The sequence below is a fragment of the Methanomassiliicoccus sp. genome, assembly GCA_033485155.1.
GTDB lineage: Archaea > Thermoplasmatota > Thermoplasmata > Methanomassiliicoccales > Methanomassiliicoccaceae > UBA6.
The window spans coordinates 107,933-132,148 of sequence record JAWQJJ010000001.1; the positions used below are offsets into that span (position 1 = coordinate 107,933).

The following is a 24,216-nucleotide window of genomic DNA, read 5'->3' on the forward strand; positions in this document are numbered from 1 at the left end:
ATAACCGAACTTCGAGGGACGATTCAATGGAAGATAGCAACTACGGTGCGGACAAGATCCAGGTCCTTGAGGGACTGCAGGCGGTCAGGAAGCGCCCAGGCATGTACATCGGCTCCACCGACGCGCGGGGCCTTCATCATCTGGTATACGAGGTAGTGGACAACAGCATCGACGAGGTGATGGCCGGCTTCTGCACGAAGATCGACGTCGTCATCAACGCCGATGGTAGCGTCACCGTGTCCGATGACGGGAGGGGCATACCCACCGGCATCCACGAGAAGTACGGGCGCCCGGCGGTGGAGCTGGTCGTGACCACCTTGCATGCCGGAGGCAAGTTCGACCGCAAGTCCTACAAGGTGTCGGGCGGCCTGCACGGCGTAGGGCTCTCGGTCGTCAACGCCCTGTCCCAGTATCTCGAGACCACGGTCATGAGGGAGGGACACATACATAGGATGCGGTGCGAGCGGGGGGTGCTCACCCATCCCCTGGAGGTCGTGGGAGAGACCACCGAGACCGGCACCCAGCAGCACTTCCGGCCGGACGGGGAGATATTCGAGGACCTCAACTTCGATGCCGACACCTTGTCCCATCACCTGCAGGACCTCGCCTACCTCAACAAAGGGGTGCGTATAACCTTCCGCGACCTGCGGGCCGGCAAGGAGAGAGAGGAGGTGTTCCACGCCGAGGGCGGCATCGTCGAGTTCGTGGACCACCTGAACAAGAACAAGGTGGTCATGCATGAGCGGCCCATATACCTGACCTGCGAGCGCGAGGACGTCATGGTCGAGGTCGCCATGCAGTACACCGACGCCTTCTCCGAGAGCGTTTTCAGTTACGTCAACAACATCAACACCATCGAGGGCGGGACGCACCTCATGGGCTTCCGCTCTGCTTTGACCAGGAGCATCAACGACTATGCCAAGCGGAACAAGCTCCTCAAGGACAGCGACGAGAACCTGAGCGGGGACGACGTGCGCGAAGGATTGACCGCTATCATCAGCGTCAAGATTCCCGAGCCCCAGTTCGAGGGGCAGACCAAGACCAAGCTGGGCAACAGCGAGGTCAAGGGCATCGTCGACTCCTGCGTCTATGAAAAGTTCAACCAGTTCCTCGACGAGAACCCCAAGGTGGCCGAGGCGTGCATCCGACGCTCGATCCTCGCATACCAAGCTCGGGAGGCGGCTAGGAAGGCGCGCGAGCTGACCAGGCGCAAGGGCTTCCTCGAGGGCGGCGGACTGCCCGGCAAGCTCGCCGATTGCCAGGAGAAGGATCCAGCAAGTTCGGAACTGTTCATTGTGGAGGGCGATTCGGCCGGTGGATGTTTCTCCGGTGACACCAAGGTCGCCTTGGCCGATGGTCGGAACCTAAGTTTCGAGCAGCTGGTGGTCGAGCAGGCTAAGGGCAGAGAGCATTTCTGTTACACCATCAGGAAGGACGGCAAGATCGGGATTGAGCGGGCGATAAATGCAAGGGTGACTAAGAGAAATGCTGAGGTGGTCCAGGTCAGTCTTGATAACGGTGAGAGTATCGAATGTACCCCCGATCACCATTTCATGCTTCGTGATGGAAGCTACAGACAAGCTTCCGAACTGAGGTGTGGGGACTCCCTGATGCCTCTGTACAGGAAATTGTCTGACAAGAACGAGCCTGGGATCACCATCGATGGCTACGAAATGGTCTGGGATCCAAGCTCGGAAGGTTGGCTGTTCACCCACATGGTCTCAGACTGGTACAACCTGTGGAAGGGGACATATGCCGACTCTGATGGGGCCCACTGTCATCATATCGATTTCGACAAGAAGAACAACAACCCTACGAACATAGTTCGATTGACGAAGGATGAGCATCTTGCGTTACATCGCGCTCATGTGAGTATGACTCTCCACACGCCTGAGACAATTGCCAAATGCAGAGCTGTCCGTCAGACTGACGAATTCCGCTCATTTATGAGCGTCCGCATGAAGCAACCTCAGACAAGCCAGATATTGTCCGCCCACGCCAAGGCACAGTGGAGTGACGAGACATACAAGGCATATATGGTTGCCCAATGGCGAAAATACCTCGAATCCGACTCGAACTACCGGGTGCAAAATGCGGAGAGGCTTGCCAAGGCCCAGAAGGAATATTGGACCGTCGAGGAGAATAGAACGAAGCAATCGAATAGAACAAGGGCATACTATTCCAATAACCCAGATGCCAAAAAAATCCTCGCGGCCATGGCGCAAAATCAATGGAGCGACCCATCCCTGAGGGCATGGCGGAGTGACACTACAAAGGCACAATGGACTCCAGAGTTCAGGCAGAAGAGGAAGAATGCCCTCAATGAGACATACTACCAGAAGACTATGGCGGCCCTCAATAGGTTCATAAGCAGTGATGGCAAGCTAGACGTCGAAGCGTATAGTAAGTTTAGATTGGACGCCCACGACAGGACGCTATTGAGATACGATCGTTTCTGTGAACGGTACTTCCAGGGGGATCAGCCGAAAATGCTCAGCGCGGTCGTCAACTTTAACCATAAGGTCGTGTCAGTCGAGAAGAAGGGAAAAATGGTCGATGTCTACGACCTTGAGGTCCCCGGGACGCACAACTTCGCTTTAGCATCGGGGGTCTTCGTGCACAACAGTGCCAAACAAGGCCGCAACCGCGCTTTCCAGGCCATCCTGCCATTGAGGGGTAAGATCCTGAACGTCGAGAAGTCCCGTTTGGACAAGATCCTGAAGAACCAGGAGATCAGGAACCTGATCACCGCCATCGGCGCCGGGGTGGGACAGGACTTCGATATCGCCAAGACGCGCTACCACAAGATCATCATCATGACCGATGCCGATGTCGACGGCGCCCATATCTCGACCCTCATGCTGACGCTGTTCTTCCGCTACATGCGGCCGCTGATCGACAACGGCTACGTGTACCTGGCCATGCCCCCTCTGTACAAGGTCGCCAGGGGGAACAAGGAGATCTACGCCTACAACGAGCGGGAGCGGGCCGCGGCCATTGAGACCTTGGGTAAGGGGTCCAACATCCAGAGGTACAAGGGCCTGGGAGAGATGAACCCCCACCAGCTATGGGAGACGACCATGGACCCCTCGGTCCGGTTGCTGAAGAAGGTCACCATCGAGGACGCCGTCCGAGCGGACGAGCTATTCACCATACTCATGGGCGACGCGGTGGAGCCCCGCAAGGAGTTCATAACCACCCACGCCAAGGAAGTGGAGAACCTGGACATATGAGGGGGAGCTTACGATGACTGACGAGAACAACACAACCAATAACGGACCGGAGGAGCACCCCACCCTAAACCCACGGGAGATCCACCGGCCCATAGAGCAGGAGATGAAGAAGTCGTACATCGACTACGCAATGAGCGTGATCGTGGGCCGCGCCCTACCCGATGTCCGCGATGGCCTCAAGCCGGTACATCGGCGGATATTGTACACCATGTACGATTTGGGGAACACCTTCAACAAACCGCACAAGAAGTGTGCCAGGATCGTCGGTGACGCGCTGGGTAAATACCACCCCCACGGCGACATCGCGGTCTACGATGCCCTGGTCCGCATGGCTCAGGACTTCTCACTGCGCTACACCTTGGTCGACGGCCACGGCAACTTCGGCAGCGTGGACGGGGACAGCGCGGCGGCCATGCGTTACACCGAGTGCCGCCTGGAGAAGATCGCCGAAGAGATGCTCCAAGATCTCGAGAAAGAGACCGTGAACTGGACGGATAATTTCGACGGCTCGCTGAAGGAGCCGGAGGTCCTGCCGTCCAAGATCCCCAACCTCATCGTCAACGGCTCCTCGGGCATCGCCGTGGGCATGGCCACCAACATCCCTCCCCACAACCTCAGGGAGGTGTGCGATGCCCTGGTCCATCTTATCGACGAGCCGTCGGCGGACAGCCTGGACCTCATGACCTTCGTCAAGGGGCCGGACTTCCCCACCGGCGGGATTATCTACGGAACGAACGGCATCATCGAGGCCTACTCGACGGGCAAGGGGCGCCTCAAGGTGAGGGCGCGGACGAGCGTGGAGGAACACGAGGGCCGGAGGCGCATCATCGTCTCCCAGATCCCCTACCAGGTCAACAAGTCCAACCTGCTGGAGAACATCGCCGAACTGGTCAAGGACAAGCGCATCGAAGGCATCACCGACCTCCGCGACGAGAGCGACCGGGACGGCATGAGGATCGTCATCGAGCTGCGCAAGGACGCCATGGAAGAGATCGTCCTCAACCAGCTGTTCGCTCACACCCAGATGGAGGTGACCTTCGGTGTCATAAACCTCGCCTTGGTCAACAACGAGCCCAAGGTGCTGACCCTCAGGGAGATGCTGCAGGCGTACATCGACTACCGCAAGGAGATCGTCACCCGACGCACGCAGTACGAACTAAGGCAAGCCCAGGCCAGGGATCACATCCTGCAGGGCCTGATACGGGCGGTGGACGCCATCGACGAGACGATCCGCATCATCCGCGAGGCCCGTACGACCGATGAAGCTCGCGACGGGCTTATGGCCCGCTTCGAGCTGGACGACGTCCAGGCCAAGGCCATCCTGGAGATGCGCCTGCGGGCCCTCACCGGGCTGGAGATCGAGGACCTCAAGGCCGAGTACGCGGCCATCGAGGCCCGCATCCAGGAGCTACAGGGCATACTCGCGGACATAGCCAAGATCATGGCCATCATCAAGGATGAGCTGGCCGAGGTCAGGGCAGCATACAGTGACGACCGCAAGACTGAGATCGTCATCGATACCGGGGAACTGGACATCGAGGACCTCATCCCTAACGAAGAGATGGTGGTCATGATTTCCAACGACAACTACATCAAGCGCTTGCCGCTCGATACCTACAAGCAGCAGCACCGCGGCGGGCAAGGCCTCCTGGGGATGGAGACCAAGGAGGACGACCAGGTGGTCGATCTCTTTGTTACCATGACCCACAACAACATCATGTTCTTCACCAACAAAGGCCGGGTGTTCCAGCTTAAGGCCTATCGCATCCCGGTGGCCGGGCGGCACTCCAAGGGGAAGCCGATCGTCAACCTGCTTCCCAAGCTGGAGGAAGACGAGAGGGTCGAGGACAATCTGCCGATCGACAGCGTGGACGAAGGCCTCGACCTCATCTTCGCCACCCGCAGCGGAATCGTGAAGCGGACCTCCCTCAGGGAGTACCGCAACATTCGATCCAACGGGATCATCGCCATCGGGTTGCAGGACGGCGATTCCCTCGTCGACACCAAGATGGTCCGGCCGGACGATGAGGTTGTCCTCGCCACCCGCAGCGGACAGGCCGCCCGGTTCGACGCCTCGGAGGTCCGTTCGGTGGGTCGCCCGGCGATCGGGGTCATCGGCATGCGGCCAGACGAGGGCGACGAGGTGGTCTCCATGGCCGTGGTGAGGCCGGAGGATAAGCTCCTCAGCATCACCGAGAACGGCTACGGCAAGATATCGATGGTGGCCGACTACCGCAAGACCCACCGCGGCGGGAAGGGGGTCATTACCATCAAGACCACCGATCGCAACGGCGGCGTGGTCTCGGTGAGCGCCATCAGTGACGACGACCAGATCATCCTCACCACCGTCCAGGGGAACGTGATCCGCACCCGGGCGGAGGAGATCCGTACCATGGGCCGCTCCACCCAGGGCGTGACCATCATGGGCCTATCCAACGGGGACAAGATCACTGCGGTGGCCCGTCTGGTCGGGGCCAAGGAGGAGATGATCGTCGTCAACACTGAGGCCAAGGAGGGCGACGACCTACTTCCTGCGGGCGACAACAGCGAGAACGGCGAACAATAGAGGCCGCTGGCCCTAACGGGCCTCGGTCATTATTTTTATTATTCAGGCAGATAACTATTTAATCGACAATGAAATTGTTTGACGGGGGTAAAACCACGCTCAGGGATTCCATACCGGGGCTCGACCGGATATTCCGTTCCGACATCGATGCCCCCAAGGTCATACTGGTCACCGGCCCTCCCGGTTCGATGAAGACCAGTTTCTGTCATTCGGTCATGTCAAATTATCTGAACAAGGCTGGCCAGATCGGCCTATACGTCACCCTGGAGGAGACCGCACCCAGCCACCTCAACAACATGCACGGGCTGGGGATCGAGCCGAGCCCCAACATGGAGATCTCGGACGTCACCGACCTCCGGGAGCTGGACGAGGTCGTCGACGAGGAGAAGCCCACAGACTACATCCAGTTCATAGAGCAGACGATCGAGTATTACAAGAAGAAGCACGGTGAAAAGTTCACCGTCTTCGCGCTGGACTCCCTGGGAGCGCTGTACTCCTTGATGGATGACAGCGAGAACATGCGCAAGAGGATGTTCTATTTCTTCAAAACGCTGCGGGACCAGAACCTGGTGTCCTTCATCGTCATGGAAAGGTCCCGCGGCGGACCGTCCGATCTGCTGGGCAACGAAGGCTTCCTGGTAGACGGCATCATCGAGCTTGGCCTTGACCGTTCCCGAGGCAAACTGGCCCGGTTCATCAGGGTGGAGAAGATGAGGTCCTGCAAGCATAGCATGGAGAAGCACACCGTCGAAGTCGGGGACAAGGGCATGATCATCCTCGGGCCGACCCTGGGATAGGATGACGATCACATGTACCACGTAGCCTGCAGAACGTTCAGGAGGTTCGCATATGGCCGGTGATGAGACGCCCATCTGGGAGGTCATCGAGGAGTTCAAGGAGAAGGTCAAGACCCAGGAGTATGAGCTCAAGAAGCGCCGGGATAAGCTGGTGAGCACCGAGGAGGAGCTGGGGAAGGCCCAGAAGGGGCTTGACGAGCAGGCTGCCAAGCTGGATGCCCGGGAGCGGGAGATCCAGGGTCGCTTGGCCGAGCTGGCCCCGCGGGAGAATGCGGTTCGGGAGGCCGAGATGGCCCTCCAAGCCCGGGAGAACGACCTCCGCCAGCGGGAAGAGGAGGTGCAGCGCTCCCGAGTGGAGATCGAGCGACGCCATGCGGATATGGAACGCCGTGAGGAGAGCCTCGTAGCACTTTCCGAGCGCAGCTCGGCGTACGAGAACGACATTAGGGCCATGAGCGAGCGCATCAAGGAGATGGAGGGTACGCTGCTGAAGGACCAGGAACGGGCCCGTCAGCTCCTCGAGGAACTTACCACTACCAGGGAGGGATTGGTGGCCAAGGGAAAGGTATTGGCCGACCAGGAGGCGTTGTTGGCCGAGGGCCGCAAGCTCGTCCTGGAGGAGCAGAAGCGTTTCGTCGGTTGGGAGAAGTCCCTCAACGAGCGGGAGGAGAGCCTGGCCCGCCGCGGCGCTCCGCCGCCCGCCGATCCGCCCGCCAGAGAGAAGGACGAGATCGAGGCGGTCGCCGAGCCGCGTAGCGAGCCGAAGGCGGCGGTCGTCGAGGGCCCCGCACCAGAGAGCGAGCTGGACGATGAGGAGGATAACGCCCCCGCCCCTATCCTCAAGACCGAAGAGCCCAAGCCGGACGAGGACGAAGAGCCGACCCCGGTGTTCCGGGCAGAGCAAAAGCCGACGGCCCCAACCTGCCCGAAATGCTCGTCATCGATCAGCGAGGGGGACGAGAAGTGCGCTCACTGCGGACACGTGCTCAAGGAACTCCCTAAGCCTGTTGAGGAAACGGAGAAAACAGAGAAAAACGGAGCTAAGGACGATCCCTCGAAGAAGCCCGTTTCCATCCGTAAGATCATCCGCAAAAAGTAAGGCCATAAACCTTTTTTTTCTACTTCATTTTTATTAATTGGATGGTTCATTTTTTGTTAATTGTATGCTCAAATATAAATAAAGAAAATCTGCTGATACGACCAATTTCCTAAATTAGAAATAAAATTGTCTAGGTGGGTTTATGAAAGGTCGCATATTGGCCAGTAGAGCTGCGAGCATCATGATAGTGATAGGTCTTCTTCTCACACCCCTCGCTACCATAGTGTTCCTCACGGGTACGACAGAGGGTACCGGCCCCCTGCCGTCGGACTACTCGAATGGCGACCGCATCATCGGTTCTGATTATGCGGTCGATACCTGGAGCGTGACATCCCTATACACGATGAACGGCAACCTGACGATCAGGGCCGGGGGCGTAGTCACGGTTAACGGCGGCGGACTTGTTTTCGCCGAGAATATCGGTTCGGATAAAATCGCGGGAACTGCTGACGACCGCGTATACACCCTGACCGTCGAGGACGGCGGTAAGCTCATTCTGAACAACTCGACCCTCACCACCAATCTCAACCAGCTCAACTCCTTCCCCAGCCTGGGAGTAATCGTCCGCAACGGCGGTGTGCTGGAAGCCTATGACAGCGTCCTCTCATTCCCTGGCCACATGGTGGTCGACGATTCCACCCTCAACCTGTGGAGGTCCAACATCACCGGCAACGAGGAGGTGGGCGTGTACTGCAACGATACCTACTTCCCAGAAGCGGTGTTCCAGTACGCCCCGGTTCTGCTGTTCATGTCCTCGACCGTCAACCTGTACGACTCATCGCTACCCAACATCTACCAAACCCCCAACTCTACCACCTACAACACCACCCAGCTCTATTCGGCGATGTATGATCACAGCTACTCCTTCGCGTCCGACATTAACAATGCGACCACCGGCGCCAGGGACAGCGTGGCCTACAACCTGGCGAGGATGCCCTCCGCAAAGGGCGCGGCCGACAACACCGGCTCGGCCCTCCAAGGCCTGAAGGTCTCCGATCTACAATACTACAACGTAGCCAGCGGAAAGACGATGTGGCTCGATGGCTTCGACACGGGCGGCCTGGTGTTCAGTGCCTCGGACAACATCCTGGCAACTCTGCATGTCCAGTACTATACCGACAGCGGATACTCCAGCGCTTCCACCGTTCAGTACCAGTATCGCAACGGGGCGGCCGGGCAGACGACCCTGTCCTTCTCCAACACCCCGGTGAACCCCGTCACTGGCACGGCTGATCAGGTCATCGCCTCGGCGACCCTGCCGGCGATGTCCTCGCTGGACCTGGCCGGCCTCAACCTTGGGTTCACCAACAACGGCGGCCAGACGATACACATCAACAAAGTGTGGATAACCTTCAGGATAGTCGAACCCGCCTACACCAGCATCAACCTGGCTGGCAACACCCAGTTCACCGCGGTCAACTCCTATCTCGGAGTGGACTTCTCCAACAAGGAGAATCACAACACCATGGTGCTGCGCGACAACTCCATGGCCTACCTATATGGTGTCACGGTCGACACCAGCCCTGAGAAGACAGTCTCGCCCGCCAACAGGCAGGCCGCCTTCGTGGCCCACGACCGGACCGTCGAGGCGCTGGTCACCTCGAAGTCCTCGAACGACACGACTGGCCAGAGCATTGGAAGCCTGACATCAATCGATTCATCATACTACAACATCGCCTCTGGAAGGGTGATGGAGCTTAATGGGTTCAACACTAGCGACCTGATTGGACCACTATCTGGTGCGACGCTGACCCTGACTTACTCAACGGAAGGAAGTTATGCAATAGGTAACTATCTGCAGTGGAGGGCCAGTGATGGAACGTTCCACAACACCGCAATCCGTCCGCAGCAGACACCTGCGGCAGTCTCGGTGAGCTTCAACCTCTACGACAAAGGCGTGACCGAGGTGTCTGATGTTAAGGACCTGGAACTGAGGTTCTCCAACTCTGACCCCTCCAACAGCGTGTACGTCAGTAAAATCTCCGTGGCGATGACGGTCAGCCCGACCATCTACATCTATCGCTGGGCCAACGTCACGGTGACCGACATGCAGTCGCTGCCGGTGAACGGCGCGGCCGTCACCTCCACGCTCCAGAACTCCGGGGCATCGGCCGAGTACTATACCCCTGACGGGCTGAGATCGTATCCGTCGGATGAGGTCCTGCACTATCTGGGCAAGGACATGACCGACTACACCATAACCGACAACGAAGGTAAGGTCAAGCTGCCCTACCTGTCGGAGGTTCTGGACCAGGCCAACCCCAACCCGTATGCGGCCTATGCCTACGTGCTGACGGTGTCCTATGAGAACTCCACCGGCGCCGTTTACACCAACACCACCGGGCTGGCGTTCAACCCCTACCCGGATATGTCGGCAGGCAACACCTGGAAGATGGTCAACATCACCATGCCCGCGCTCGCTCTCGAGCTGCCGGACCTGGTCGTGCTGCCCCTGACCCTGACCCCGACCACCGTCTACGACGGTGAGAGCGTACAGGTCTCCGCCGTGGTGCACAACCGCGGCAAGACCACCGCCACCAAGGTCGAGGTCTCCATCATCGGATACATCAACGGATCGATCCCTGCGTTCTGGTCTAACCAGACCGTGGACACCATCGCCCCCGGCACCGAGAACGACCAAGCTCTGACGGCTGTGATCTGGCATGACGTCCCCAAGGGCGTGCACACCATCAGCGTAACCATCGACCCCGAGAGGAAGATCTCCGAGGAGAGTAAAAACAACAACGTGATGTCAGTACAGTTCACGGTCCTCGCCAACCTTGCTGAGCTGACCGTCAGCTCTACGGACATCACCTTCAGCCCCCAGCCGGCCAGCTCCAGCGACCTGGTCACCGCCACCATCTACGTTAACAACACCGGGCGGGCGGCTGCCACCAATGCCACCGTCTCCCTGTATGCCGGGAGCGCCACCGAGGGCGGCCAGTTCATCGGCTCGACCACGGTGACGGTCTCCGCCGGCAGCTTCGTGAAGACCACCCTCAGCTGGAAGCCCACCCAGATCGGCACATACCCGGTCTATGTGTACGTGAATGCCGACCATTCCATCGCCGAGTACGGATATGATAACAACGCGGCGTTCAAGTCCATGACCGTCACCATGACCATAGATGGTCATGACCTGGTGGTCGGCGGGTCCGAGTACCCGACCTTAACCATCACCGGTCCCAACGCCTTCAACTGGGCCTATAATGTGGTAGTCATCAACAACGGTGTGCTCACCATCAGGAACACCGCCTTCACCGAGGTCCAGTCCAGCGCCTACCAGAGCAGGATCGTCGTGCAGGACAACGGTACTCTGGTCCTCTCCGGCGGCACTATCCTGAACTCCAACTACAACCTGAACCTGTACCTGATGGGCCACAGCAACCTGACGGTGACCGGCTCGAAGGTCATGACTCCGGTCCACATCCGGGCCGATGATAGCAGCAAGGTTTACATCGCGTCTTCGGAGATGGGAGCGGACCTGGCAGCACCTGACACCTCCTACGCCCATGTGGCCGTCCAGGACACCATCTTCAGCCACGCGTGGTCCTCCTTCGGTGGCCATGCGGTGGCCGATGTGACCAACATATCCATCGCCTCGCTGAACGCCCAGGGTTCCGCGGTCATCAACCACTATCGCTGGGTCAAGGTCGTGGTGCTTGACGGCACCGGGGAGAAGCTCCCCAACGCCTACGTCGCCATCACCCACCCGGTGAACGGGCTGTACGCGAGCGGCCGGACCGGGTCTGACGGTACCATCACCTTCAGGGTGCTGACCGATGCCCGCACCGCGGGCATGACCGTCTACCAGGGCTTCATCGGCGACTACTTCGCTAACACGACCTACACCTACCAGGGCCAAAGCTTCGCCGGCCAATATGCCATGAACGTGGGTATAGTCGGCTACTCTGAGCCCCTGAGTCAGGCCAATATGGCTCCGGTGACGATATCCATCCCCGGCGCCCTGCCCGATCTGGACCCGCCCATACACGTGTCCACGAGCACCCCGGTACACTACCAGAATGTGACCGTGACCACCACCGTCTCCAACGTCGGTGTAGTGGCCGCCCACAATGTCCTGGTAATGTTCAACGACACCGGTAGCACGTTCTACCAGTACACCATACCGGTGATCCAGCCAGGCGAGTCGATAACCATCAACGCCATCTGGACCGCCAGGACCCTCGGCCAGCACAACATCAGCGTGGTCATCGACCCCTACGGCCGGATCAACGAACTGGACAACACCAACAACGCGAATTACACCATGGTGGCGGTCCAGGGCATTGCAGACCTGTCCGTCCAAAGGAGCGATGTCACCATCAGCCCGAACTCCCCGGCGAGGGGGCAGACCTCCACCATCTCGGCAAAGGTCTGGAACTACGGTGATATCACCGCCGAGGATGTGATGGTGAGCTTCTACGTTACCTATGGTAGCTCCCGAACGCTCCTGACCAATGCCGTCATAGGTACCATCGACCAGGGCGAGTCCGGAGAAGCCACCGTTTCCTGGACCCCCAGCAATCCCGGCACCTACACCGTAGAGGTGGTCGTTGACGGGAACGGAGCCATAGAGGAGATCTCCGAGGCCAACAATACGGTCTCGTTCTCTCAGAAAGTACTCAACTACGCGGACCTTAGGCCTAACTATGTGGTGCTCAACCCTGCCAGCCCGGTGAACGTCGGTGACGTCATCAATATCGAGGCGGCGGTGAAGAACATCGGCGAAGTCGCCGCGATCAACGTGTCTGTCTACTTCTACCTAGACTCCACCAATGGCAATCCGTTCGACGTGGAGACGATCGCCTCGATCAATCCGGACCAGACGGTCACGGTGACTGGCCAGTGGACGGCCGTTCTGCTTGCCAATGGCGCTTCGAGCACTAACATATACGTGGTCGTCAACCCCAGTGGGGCGACGAACTATGTCAATGAGATGAACACTGACAACAATGTCATCACCCAGAGCCTGGTGGTCAACGACCTGAGGGCCGACCTCCAGTTCTCCGACGGGGTAACGGTCACCCAGTCCGGACAGGAGATCACCAACGCCAGCCAGGGAGAGACCGTCGACATCTCCGCCACTGCCAAGAACGGAGGTAGCACCGCGGCCATATCTGCCGCGTTCTACTTCTATGCCGTGGACGGGAACGGTAAGCAGACCTTCATCGGCGTGGCCATGAGGAACCTGGCGGCCGGGGCGGAGGTCACCGTCAACACCACCTGGCAGATCAACCTGACCATGGGCAGCTACCATCTGCTGGTGGTGGCCAACGCTGATGGCATTGTTGACGATAAGGACACAACCAACAACAACGTCTCCGCCGTGTTCAACATCGATGCACCCAACGCCAAGGTCGAGATCTATGCTCTGGACAGCACCTCCTATGCGCCCGGCTCTAATATCTTCGTGACCGGCAGGGTGTACAACCGGAACACCTCCGAGGCCATCCCCGGCGCGGTGGTCATCGTCTGGCTGGAGCGCGACGGCGTTCGGATCGGCGAACCCTTCAACGGCACCACCAACTCCGAAGGTATATTCGCCATACAGCTGTACGTGCCTGAGGGCTCCGACGGCAACTACCAGGTCCATGGGGAGTCGTCCATGGGGGACAAGGTCTTCACAACCTCCAAGAACGTGACAATCGCCGCCTCGGGCAGCGGCGGCATCCCCTGGTACGTCTACCTGATGATCCTGGCGGTCATCGCCGCGGCCATCATCCTCTTCTCCGCCTGGCTGTACAAGTACGGGCTTGGGAAGATGGTGGAGTGCGGGGAGTGTGGTGCGCTCATCCCCGAATCATCCAAGCGCTGCCCCAAGTGCGGCGTGGAGTTCGAGGTCGGCACCGCCAAGTGCAGCGAATGCAGCGCGTGGATACCGTCGAACTCCGCCACCTGCCCGGAGTGCGGCGCCAAGTTCATCGGCGACGCCATCGAGGAGGAAGAGGACGCCTACCTCAAGAAGATGAGGGAGCAGTACGAGGCGTACGTCGACACCTTCCGCGAGGAAGCCAAGAAGGCCATGGGCAAGAAGTACTCCGACAGCAAGTTCCAGGAGTGGTTCAAGAAGCAGCCGAGCTACGTGAGCTTCGAGAGCTGGCTGTCCCAGGAGGAGGAGAAGCGGAAGTTCACCGGCGTCTCCTGCCCGACCTGCGGCACCCTGAACCCCCGCGGCTCACCCATCTGCCACAAGTGCGGTAGCAACATCGAGGTGCGCAAGCCGGAGATCCCGGCGGCAGAGGAGCAGCCCAAGAGCGAGGCCGCCCCCAAGCCCCTGAGGCGCATCGTGCGCCGGCCGGTGGAGAAGAGGCCGGTCAAGCCCGCAGAGCCCAAGCCGGAGGAGCAGCCCAAGCTCGATGACGGCGCCAAGCCCCCCCAGTGAGGGCCGACCAAACCCCTTTCCTTCTTATTTTTTCTTCGTTCACTCAACAGCCATGCGTAACGTTAATCCCACTAGGTCCCATTGAGGGCCCGATGACCGACAGATGCCCGCAATGCGGGGGCAACGTCCCCCAGGGGGTCGAGGCATGCGTGATATGCGGGAACGCAGTGACCGGCGAGGCCATGGCTAAGGTGCCTCCCGCAGCGGACGCGGAGGTGAACCAAACCACCAGATGCCAGAGCTGCGGCGCCATCCTGGAGGGCAAGGAGACCTTCTGCGGACGGTGCGGCTTCCTGGTGAGCGCGCCGTTCGAGTGCCGGGACTGCCGGACAAGGATCGGGCTAGAGGACCGCTACTGCACCGGGTGCGGGCGCCTGGTCCGGCCGGGGAAGCTGAACCGCTCGACCTCCCGCCCCGTGGCCGCCCTGCTGCTCGGTCTGGTCCCCGGACTGTTCTCGGTGTGGGGCCTCGGGCAGATGTTCTCGGTCTCTATCCGCAAGGGGTTGCTGTTCTTTACCCTGGGGATCGTGCTGGCGATCGTGGACCCTTTCTCCCTGCTTGCGACCCTCAACGGCCAGGGGGACTTGGCGGGGCTGTCGATCATCGGCATGGTGCTGTGGGCGGCGCTGTGGATACTGCAGGCCATGGACGCCTACTGGGAAGCGGGCGGGGATTGAAAAATGGGGGGAAGGGGACCGATCACTCGGTCATCTTCTCCTTGACCTCTTTCATGACCTTATCGGGGTCCTTGTAGTAGGCCGATACGATCTTCGCCACCTGGCGGTAGTTGTTCACTCCGATCTTCTTCATGTACTCCAGGATATCGATGCGCCTCTTGACCTCCCGCTCCATCTCCCGGGGAGACCAGTTGCGCACCGCGCGGACTTTCTCGTAAGTATAGGAGTGTCCAGAGTAGGAGAAGGTATCGTCGGCGGGGTTCCAGGTGAACACCGAGTTGGTGATAAGCTCCCCGGTCTCGGGGTCCATGCCCACGATCTCGGTGAGGCCCTTCACCCGACGGGTCATCTTGGTCCCCACCTTCACCTGGCCCTGCAGCAGCACCAGGTTGAGGGCGGTCAGCAGCGCTCTCGGCAGATCGATGGGATCGTTCTCCAACCGGTGGACCATGGCCTGCACGTCCTCGGCGTGGAAGGTCGAGTAGGAGATGTGCCCGGTGGCCATGGCTTGGAAGACGACGTACGCCTCCTTGCCTCGAACCTCACCGACCATCAAGTACTGGGGCCTCTGCCTCAGTGCGGCAGTGAGCAGGTCGAACATGTTGATGTTCCCGCTCATGGCCCCGCCCTTTCCTCCGAAGCCCTCTCTGGTCAGGCCGGGGATCCAGTTCTCATGGGGAAGGTTCAGCTCCCTGGTGTCCTCGATGCTGACGATCTTCATCTGCGGTGGAATGAACAGCAAGATGGCGTTGAGAGTGGTCGTCTTGCCGGAGGCGGTTCCGCCGCAGACCAGCATGGAGGAGCCGAACTCCACCGATATCCACAGGTATGCCATCATTTCGGTGGACAGGGTCTTGAACTTCAATAGATCCACCGGGGTGAACGGGTTGTCCTTGAACCGTCTAATGGTGAACGAGGAACCCCTCTTGGTCACATGCTTGCCCAGGGTGGCGTTGAGCCTCGAGCCGTCGGGGATGGTGGCGTCCAACAGCGGGTTGGCGACCGAGATATGCTTCCCGCACTTCTGGGCCAGCCACACTACGTAGGCGTCCAGCTCATCCTCCTTCTCGAACCGGATGTTGCTCTTGATGCTGCCATACTTGCGGTGGTAGATGTACAGTGGGATGTCGACCCCATCGCAGGAACAGTCCTCGATGTTGGGGTCGATCATCATCACGTTGATGACGCCGTAGCCGGTGAAGTCGCGGCGCAGGTAGTACATGATGCGCTCCTTGGAGATCGGATTGATCTCCACCGCGAGCTTTTCCAGGAGCTTGTCGGTGGCTTTGTTGAGGATCTCCCGCTTCTCCCCGATGTCCTTGGTCTCGGCGAGGTTGATGGACACGATGAGAGCGCTCTTCAGACCATCCAGCAGAGCATTCTCGTCCGAGGTGAGCTTGGGCTCGATGACCTCGAAGAGATACTCCCCGGCGGTGCCATCGTACTTGATGCGCACAAAGGAGTAGGGCTCCTCGATGGGGATCACCTCCACCTCCTCGACCTCCGGATCGGACAGCTTGGGGATTTCAGTGATGACCGTCGAATCGGTGGCCACCTTGCTGGGCAGCCTGACCCGGACCGGCTTCTTACGAACCTTCTGCAGGAAGGAAAGGTAACGGGAGGTTACCGACAGCTTCGGTTTCTGCTCCGCCTGCTCGTCCTCGAACAGGGGCTCGAGATCATCCTGCTTCATCGCCTCGTCCATGTCAGATCACCCTCGTTCCCACGAGCCCGATGAGCAGCATGATGAAGGCGTGCTTAAGGCCGGACGAGATCTGGCCGTCCCCCAGCACCCCGGCCAATATCCCGTCGCCGAAGGCGTGGATCAGCACCGATATAACGAACACCATCTGGATGGTGGGAATGACGTTGACCTTGATCGTCGCCAGGCCGGAGGTGTCCACTCCCGCCTTCTCCGCCCCCGAGGCCACCTGCTGGCCGGCCTCGGTCATCTTGGGCAGGAAGGTCGAGTTAAGGATGAAGATGGTGGCGATGAACACCGCGAACGCCACGTAGATGACGACGACATAGGTGGACATTGACAACTTGCGCTCGGCCTGGTTGAGCATGGTCTCCCTGGCATCGTGGGCGACCATGGTCAGCACGTCGGAGACCGAGCCTCCGGCGTCGTTGGCCTTGATGATGATAGAGGTCATCCTCCTCACTAGGGGGGTATCCACTCTCTCCGAGAACAGCCGCATGGCCTCCGACGCCGGAACTCCCCAATCGATCTGGGCAGCCATCCGTCGGATCTCCGGGGTGAGCTTGCCGTATCGTCCCCGAGAGGAGACCTTGATGGCCTGGGCCAGGGTCATGCCGAACCGACCGGCCTCCGCGACATCCCTGAGGAACTCCGGAAGGCGGGCCTCAATGTCCCGGATCTTCTTCCTCTGGGCGCTCTTGTAGAACCCGTAGGGGCCGCTGAAGGCCATGAGGCCTAGGAAGACATAGTCGATCCACTGGAGGGGCGTATCGAGGCCTCCAATGCCGTCCAGGAAGGCCAGGACGAAGAGGAGGGCAGCCGACGCGCAGCAGATGATGAGGATGGTATGGCTGTAGTCCAGCTTCTTAAGGTCAAGTTGTTCCAGATCTATGATGTCCTCGGCCATTCCATCACCTCAAATCGACGACTCCTTGGTCATGTTCCAGATGAAGAACGTGAACCCGAACTGGGAGATGGGGATCATGAGCCCGACCACGACCTCCAGCAGGAGGACGGTCATGGACGAATCATTGCCTCCGCCCGGTACGATGGCCATGATCGCCATGATGACCACGAGGAAAAGGGGGAACGCCACCACGACGGTGACGAAGGTCTCTGCCATCAGGCCCAAGGTCTCCAGCTGGGAGCGCATCTCCAGCTTGCCCTCCTTCTCGAACTGCTCGGCCTTCTGCAGGAAGTACGGCTTCAGCTGGCCGCCCGAGGTCGAGCTGGTGACCACGCCCTGGAGGAACTCCTGGAACTTGATGGACGGGGTGCGCTGGGCGGCCCGGTTGATCGCGGTGAGGATATCGATGCCCAGCAGCTCGGTGTCTCTGGTGATCCATGCGGCCTCGTTCTTGATCTCACCATAGATGTCCTGCTTGGCCAGTTCCTTGAAGATGACATCGACGTTGACGTCGGCGGAGGCCATGGCGGAGATGAAGCTCATAGCCGGGCCGATACGCTTGTTGATGTCCCTGGCCCGAGTCTTGGCCTTGGAACCGGGGACGGACATCAGCACGACGTACGCCATTACCGGCGGGATCGCCACTAACAGCATGAAGAATACAAGCACCAGTGCGGCCGAGACATGGAGGAGGGCCAGCAGGACGCCGCCGAACAGGGCGGCCACCGCCCCGCACACGATGAGCACCAGGACGGCGCTCATCCAGGTATAGGCGACGTACTCCTCGGGCCGCATGCGCATGTGGGCCTGTTGCAGCTGCAGCTCCAGCTTGGGGTTGGGTTTGGACCGGAGCTTGACCGCCTTGCCCATGATCCTCCAGGCAAACATCTGGAAGGGGGTCAGGGCGATGTAATCGGGGAGGGCGCCCTCCTGGAGCTTTATCAGGTGGGGCCCTACCTTCTCGGTCGGCTCCTGGGTCTTCTTTGTCTTCATGTAGTTCTTGTTCTTCTTGGCGTCGAACTGGGTGAAGGAATCGGAGATCTCAGGCATTGGGCGCACCCCCCTCCTGCAGCTCCCGGCGGACCCGCTTGATGGTCTTCTCCGGGTCCTTGTAGTATTGGTTGATGAGCTCCCAGATCTTGTGGTGATCGGAGAACTCGCGGAACACCATGTATTTGATGAGGTCGACCCGGCGGTCGAACTCGTTCATCATTTCCTCATGCGTCAAATTCTTCATTTCCATGATCTTGTCGAACAGGAAGCTGTGGCCCTTGAACACGAAGCGGTCGGCGGCTTGGTCCCACTCGTACACCGTGTTGGATATCAGCTCATTGGTGTCTGGCTCGAAGCCGACGATTTCGATGACCTGCTTCATGCGCCGGCAGAGATCCTGCCCCACCCGGACCTGAGATTGGATGATGACGTTCCTCAGGGCGGTCAGCAGGATACGGGGGCAGTTGATGGGCTGGTTCTCCAGCCTGTTGACCATCGACTGCACCGAGTCGGCGTGCATGGTGGAGTAAGTGGTATGGCCGGTGGCCATGGCTTGAAACATCGTATAGGTCTCCTTGCCTCGGACCTCACCGACGATGATGTAGTTCGGCCTCTGACGCAGGGACGCGCGCATGAGGTCGTACATGTCGATCTCGCCCGGCGCTTTGCCGTCTGGTCCGCGCTCGCCGACGCCCGAACGCGTCGTGCCCGGGATCCAGTTCATGTGCGGGAGGTTGATCTCCCTGGTATCCTCCATCGTGACGATCTTCGCCCCCGGGGGGATGAACAGGGCGATGGAGTTGAGGGTGGACGTCTTTCCGGAGGCGGTTCCGCCGCAGATGATCATCGACTCCCCGTTCTCCACGCCCAGCCAGAAGTAGGCCACCATCTCCGGGCTGGCGGTCTTGGTCCTCACCAGGTCCACGGGAGTCCAGGGAGTGTCCTTGAACCGCCGGATGGTGAAGGTCGAGCCCCTGGTGGTGACCTCTCGGGCGTAGGTCGCCTGGATACGGTGGCCCTCGGGGGACGTGCCGTCAAGGATCGGCGAGGACACCGAGATCTGCTTTCCAGATCTCTGCCCCAGCGCGACCACGTAGGAGTTAAGGGCATCCTCGTCGTCGAACACCAGGCCGGTCTTGATGCTTCCGTACTTACGGTGGTATACGAACAGCGGGATGCCCACGCCGTCGCAGGAAATGTCCTCGATGTGATTGTCCCGCATCAGGATGTCCATCTTTCCGTAGCCGACGAAGTCCCTCAGGATGTAGTAGTTTAGCTTCTTCTTCAGAAGGGGGCTGACCTTGACCCCTCGGCTGCGGATGAACGATTCCACGCTCTCCACCAGGTACTCCCTCTTGTCCAGCACGGTGAGTTTGTCCCACTCGTAGCCCAGGGTGCGGCCGAGGGTGTCCTTGATCAGCAGCAGGAGCTTCTCGTCGTCGGAGGTGAGCCTGGGCTCGAGCGCCTCCAGGAAGTACTCGCTGGTCTCGTTGTTGTAAGTGATGCGGGAGTAGCTGTACGGTTCCACGATAGGGTAGATCTCGGTGGTCTCCAGCGCCGGGTTGTCGAGCTTGGGGATCTCGGTGACCACCGACCCGCGGCCCTTGGACCACTCGATGCGCTGCTCCACCTCGGCGGTGGACATCCTCACCCGGGAGGCCCGTCCGGGAAGCATACGTCGCAGGAACTTCAGGTACCCGTCGCGCACCTTGTCCTTGGTGTTGCTGTCCTTAGGGGAGTCGGCCTCAGCAGGCATCAGGCTCTCGGCGTTGGTCTCCTTGGGTTCGGCCTCTTGCATCGTCTCACCTCAGGACGTCAGCATGGTCATACTGACGTAGGCGCGGTTGTAGTACAGTTCATTGCAGTTCTTCAGAGTGAAGGTGAAGGTGGTCAACCCGTTGGTGGACCCGCTCACCGCCACGGGCTTGGTGAGCACGTAGTCGGTGTTGTTGGTCAGGCCCTTGGTCTTGCACAGCTGGTCGAAGTATGCATACCAGGCGTCACCGTAAGTGGTGTTGAACCTCAGGCTGAAGGTCTTGGCCCCGGTGCCGATGGAATACTTTTCGGAATCGATGTACACCAGGTTGATGCTGAACCCTACGGTGTCGGAACCGGTCAGGGACTGGCTGTTGCCTATGAGGTCGATCTGGGTGAACGCGATGTTCAGGGTGTTGTTGCTCTTGGTGATGTCCAGGTTAGGGTACGCCCGGATGGATTGCCCGTCCTGCTGCTTAAGGATGATGGCACCGTTCTCGTACGCGAGCCACTGCTGGACGTAGTAGCGGTTGGGAGCGTACAGCTCGACCTTGCCGCCACCGTCGACGACCACCGGCACGGTGAAGGTGGACCCTGTACCGGAGGCGCTGTAATTGAACTGGACATTTATGCCGGACGAGCTGCCCTGGGGATTGTAGGTGAGCAGGCCTGCGGTGGGGGAGGCAAAGACCGGCACGCCGGACGCGCCCATGGTCATGGGAGCGTACATGTTGATGGAAGAATCCCCTGTCACCAGCTGCTGCGACACCATGCTGTCGACTTTACCCTTCAGCTCTCCGAACTGGTCGACCGAGACGTTCATGTGCGAGCGCTCGTTGTCGAGCATCCACGCCGGAACGTACGAGTTGACGATTAGAGCCATGAACGCCAGGAAAACGAGCAGCGCCATGATCGTCCCGATGGTGGACGCTACGCCCTGGCGGTCCTTCCGGATAAGGGCTGCCCTGCTCGATCTGTTCAGAGCCCTGCTACGCACTGGTACCGCCATAAGGAAATTGCACCTCGATTCGGCGTTGCAAGCATCCGAGGCATCTTAAAGGCTTCGAGCTGGCTTACTATTATAAATAATAATAATTATCAAATTATGGTTTGGCTGAGGGTTACCCCGTTGATTGGATAACTTTATAATATATGGGTCGTTTACTCTTCGGCGACGCCGCAGTAACTCAGCTGGGAGAGTGCAAGACTGAAGATCTTGAAGTCGCTGGTTCAAGTCCGGCCTGCGGCACTCCATTTCTCAAATCCTGAACGGTCGGCCGTTCATAGAATGGGCAAGTTCTATTATCGGGACAGGACATAGCTCGGAGGGCAATGACATGAACCTAGTGGGTTTCGAGACCAACACCATCGAGGCTAAGCGCTTCTCCAAGCCGGGGGAGCATGTGGCCAACATAAGGATCGATCACAACAGCACCGTTACCCAGATCAACCGCGCCTCCGACCGGACCGCGTCGGTGGAGTTCCGGTTCACCGTCAACTATGTGGGAATGGGCTTCATCAAGATCGAGGGGAACGTGGTCCTCGAGGGGGAGGTCGACGCATTGGTCAAGGAATGGACCACCACCTCCTCCATGCCCAACGAGGACGCCAACATCGTCCACAACGTCGTGGTGTCCAATTGCATCCCCATCGCCCTCCTGATCGCCAGGGACATCCGGCTGCCCCCGCCCTTCCCGCTGCCCCGGATCAATGTGGAGAAGAAGGCCGCTCCGGCGCCCTCCCGATCCTCTCAAGGACCCGAGTTCGCCTGAAACCGGAGCGAAGCTCTCGGCGGCCCCACCACCAGCCGCCGGTCCGACGTGGTCCATTGTCCTTGGACCCGTCATTCATGTTTTTATAATGTGCATTCCTATTTAATATGGTCGAGGGCGAACGACCCTATGCTCAACCCGTGCCGGGTGGCGTTGTAGCGGATGTACGACCGCGACTGCACATCGGTGATGCCGCGGACCATGAACAGGGTCCGCAGCTGATCGATCTTGAAATCGATCATGCCGTCCATGATCGACCCAAGCATCTGGATCTCCTGCTCGCCGTGCATGCCCTTCTCGATGGTGTAGAACGACACAGCGTGATCCCTCTTGCGTCGTCCGCAGAACGGAGTGAGGAAGCGGAAGGTCGAGGCGGGGTCGGAGTAGGCGATGAGCGTGGACAGTGTACGGAAGGCGAGGCGATAGTACTCGCTCTTCTCCTTGAATGTCTTGGATGCGTCCTCCACCGCGTCCATGATCCGGTCGTGGGCGGTGGGCTCGTCGATGTAGGTGGTGTACTTGTCGACGGTGGTGTCTCCCATGCCCCTTGAGTACGAGTCGATGTACTTGACCAGGCCCAGGGCCTCGTAGTCCTCGTACGCCGGCAGCACCAGCTTCATCTCCTCGCGAAGATCGGCGGGGGTCTTGTCGGTCGTCACCCAGATGGCCGGTATCCCCTTCTTCAGACCCTCGGCTATGAATTGGTCGACCATCGTTTCCTTTCCCACGAACGGCGGGCCGTGCACCAGAACATTGGAGCCGAAGGGAACGCCGCCCAGCAGCAGGTCGTCCAGGCGGGGGTTGCCGGTCTTGGCCTTGGCCGTCTCGGTCTCGAGGGCGATGTCCTCATCCTTGTGCTTGAGCTCCTCCTCGATGGCCCCCATCTCCCGCTTGCGGAGTTCGGCTTCCTTGCCGCGGATGAACTCCTCCTTGGCCTTGAGGTCCCGCTCCTTCTTCTCGACCTCTCCACGTAGCTCCTCCAGCCGCTTCTTGAGCTCCGCTTCCTCCAGTCCGCCAGCACTCTTCTTGGCCTCCTCCAGGCGGCGCTTCTCCTCCGTCGCCTTCTTCTCCCGGAAGAGCAGGTCCTCCTCCCTGCGGGAAAGCTCCTGCTCCTTGTAACCGATAATCTCCTTGAGGCCCTTGAGTTCGTCCTCTCTCTCGGTGAGGAGATCCTTCATGCGGCCGACCGTCTCCTGCAGCTCCAGGATCCGCTTCTCCTTCTCCTGGAATCCTTTAAGTTTCTCACTGATCTCCTTGTTGGCCTCAGGCTTGGACATCTTGGCCAATTTAAGCTCATCATCGCGGAGCTTGATCTCGATTTCCCGGGTCCGGAGGTCGGCCTCCAGCTGCTGGATGCGGTTCCTCATCTCTTCCTCCCGGGCTTTGGCCTCAGCCTCTTTCTCGCTCAGCTCGGCCCGGTACCGCTCCACGATGATGCCGCTCTCCGCCCCGTTCATGCCCAGGGCCCGCTCCCTCATCTCCAAGTCGTTCTCCTTGTCCCGGAGGGTGGCCTCACGGTCCTTCAGCGACTCGGGGGCGCTGGCCACGGCCCGGTCCCTCAGCTCACTGTTGGCCTTGGACAGCCGGTTCACCTCGGCCTTCAGCCGAACGACCTCCTCACTGACCGCCGATCCCTCCGTCGCGCCTCCCGACGTGGTGAGCTGGCGGAGTTGGGCGATTTCCGCTTCATACTGGGCTATGCGTTCCTTGAGATCGGGGTCGAGGTCCAGGAGGTCAGGGGTGTCGCTGTAGAAGGTGGTCTGCTGGGAGGGGTCCTCCTCCAGCCAGGCCATGAGTGTGGACTCGCCGGCCATCCATCGGCGCAGCTCCTCGGCCTCCGTACCGACGGCCTCTTGAGCGGCGGACGTCGCGGGGAGATCGTCCTCGCCCTGCGGAGGATCCGCTTCCTTGGCCTTCTTTCTGCGAGCCAAATTCGACACCATTTATAATAATTGGCGTTGGAACCTATCGTTAGACTATTAACAATTTCGCCCGGTAAAATCAAGTACGAAAATGTCAGAAGGGCATTTTTATTGGATATGATTGAATGGTACTTGGACACTAGCCAGATTGCTTCGTTTTTCGATTATCAGGGAAAAAGAGATATATACCGAAGGGGGCATTCAAATTGAAGGGTCGTTCGACCAGGTGTTCTTCAATGGAAAAGCAGATACACGTCAAGATCGACAAGAAGAGCGACTTGACATTGCGTGAGGTGCTCCGTAAAATCGAGGAGATTCAGGCCGAGCACCCCGAGTTAGACGTCTTTTTCGACGGGGACATTTATGCTATCTGCAGCCGTCCCCGCAAGAACCCCGAAATGCAGTAGC

General features: G+C 59.5%; 14 protein-coding genes and 1 tRNA gene. 9 read left to right on the plus strand and 6 right to left on the minus strand.

All coding sequences use genetic code 11. The annotated features are described in order from the left end of the window. Positions 1-26: 26 nt before the first annotated feature. The 6 genes from gyrB to SA339_00585 all read left to right on the plus strand — a co-directional run bounded on the left by gyrB (position 27) and on the right by SA339_00585 (position 14,757). Complete coding sequence (gene gyrB, locus SA339_00560) at positions 27-3,233, plus strand: DNA topoisomerase (ATP-hydrolyzing) subunit B (protein MDW5561689.1); 3,207 nt, start codon at positions 27-29, stop codon at positions 3,231-3,233. A 13-nt stretch (positions 3,234-3,246) separates the two neighbouring features. Continuing rightward, entirely contained in the window at positions 3,247-5,799 is a 2,553-nt protein-coding gene (gene gyrA, locus SA339_00565) for a DNA gyrase subunit A (GenBank protein MDW5561690.1), read from the plus strand. A gap of 68 nt (positions 5,800-5,867) precedes the next feature. After that, a complete protein-coding gene (locus SA339_00570; GenBank protein ID MDW5561691.1) occupies positions 5,868-6,596 on the plus strand; it encodes an ATPase domain-containing protein in 729 nt (242 codons plus the stop codon). A gap of 52 nt (positions 6,597-6,648) precedes the next feature. Then, positions 6,649-7,695 carry a hypothetical protein gene (locus SA339_00575; GenBank protein ID MDW5561692.1) on the plus strand — a complete coding sequence of 349 codons (1,047 nt, stop codon included), beginning with the start codon at positions 6,649-6,651 and terminating at the stop codon, positions 7,693-7,695. A gap of 181 nt (positions 7,696-7,876) precedes the next feature. Then, positions 7,877-14,080: a CARDB domain-containing protein gene (locus SA339_00580; protein ID MDW5561693.1), complete on the plus strand. Its 6,204-nt coding sequence runs from the start codon at positions 7,877-7,879 to the stop codon at positions 14,078-14,080. Between the two features lie 92 nt (positions 14,081-14,172). Then, positions 14,173-14,757, plus strand: a complete 585-nt coding sequence (locus SA339_00585; protein MDW5561694.1) for a zinc ribbon domain-containing protein — start codon at positions 14,173-14,175, stop codon at positions 14,755-14,757. A 22-nt stretch (positions 14,758-14,779) separates the two neighbouring features. On the opposite strand, the gene SA339_00590 is transcribed toward SA339_00585, so the two are convergent. Genes SA339_00590 through SA339_00610 form a run of 5 tightly spaced genes read right to left on the minus strand, consistent with a single transcriptional unit; the run spans position 14,780 to position 21,123 of the window. Beyond that, positions 14,780-16,462 (minus strand): type II/IV secretion system ATPase subunit, encoded by a 1,683-nt coding sequence (locus SA339_00590; protein MDW5561695.1) that lies wholly within the window; start codon positions 16,460-16,462, stop codon positions 14,780-14,782. A gap of 1 nt (position 16,463) precedes the next feature. Further along, positions 16,464-17,366 carry a type II secretion system F family protein gene (locus SA339_00595; GenBank protein ID MDW5561696.1) on the minus strand — a complete coding sequence of 301 codons (903 nt, stop codon included), beginning with the start codon at positions 17,364-17,366 and terminating at the stop codon, positions 16,464-16,466. A 9-nt stretch (positions 17,367-17,375) separates the two neighbouring features. Beyond that, the gene (locus SA339_00600; GenBank protein ID MDW5561697.1) at positions 17,376-18,416 is read right to left on the minus strand and encodes a type II secretion system F family protein; all 1,041 of its coding nucleotides are present in this window, start codon (positions 18,414-18,416) and stop codon (positions 17,376-17,378) included. Beyond that, on the minus strand, positions 18,409-20,157 hold the full coding sequence (locus SA339_00605) for a type II/IV secretion system ATPase subunit (protein ID MDW5561698.1): 1,749 nt from the start codon (positions 20,155-20,157) through the stop codon (positions 18,409-18,411). Before SA339_00605 ends, SA339_00600 begins: the two co-directional genes overlap by 8 nt. A gap of 9 nt (positions 20,158-20,166) precedes the next feature. After that, entirely contained in the window at positions 20,167-21,123 is a 957-nt protein-coding gene (locus SA339_00610) for a hypothetical protein (protein MDW5561699.1), read from the minus strand. A gap of 167 nt (positions 21,124-21,290) precedes the next feature. Here SA339_00610 and SA339_00615 point away from each other — a divergent pair. Both SA339_00615 and SA339_00620 read left to right on the plus strand, forming a co-directional pair. Further along, positions 21,291-21,363, plus strand: a tRNA-Phe gene (locus tag SA339_00615). Between the two features lie 88 nt (positions 21,364-21,451). Beyond that, the gene (locus SA339_00620) at positions 21,452-21,886 is read left to right on the plus strand and encodes a hypothetical protein (protein MDW5561700.1); all 435 of its coding nucleotides are present in this window, start codon (positions 21,452-21,454) and stop codon (positions 21,884-21,886) included. Positions 21,887-21,984: 98 nt separating this feature from the next. On the opposite strand, the gene SA339_00625 is transcribed toward SA339_00620, so the two are convergent. Continuing rightward, positions 21,985-23,817: an ATPase domain-containing protein gene (locus tag SA339_00625; GenBank protein MDW5561701.1), complete on the minus strand. Its 1,833-nt coding sequence runs from the start codon at positions 23,815-23,817 to the stop codon at positions 21,985-21,987. Between the two features lie 227 nt (positions 23,818-24,044). Here SA339_00625 and SA339_00630 point away from each other — a divergent pair, with 227 nt between their 5' ends. After that, positions 24,045-24,215, plus strand: coding sequence for a hypothetical protein (locus SA339_00630; protein MDW5561702.1), 171 nt, complete (start codon positions 24,045-24,047; stop codon positions 24,213-24,215). Position 24,216 lies beyond the last annotated feature (1 nt).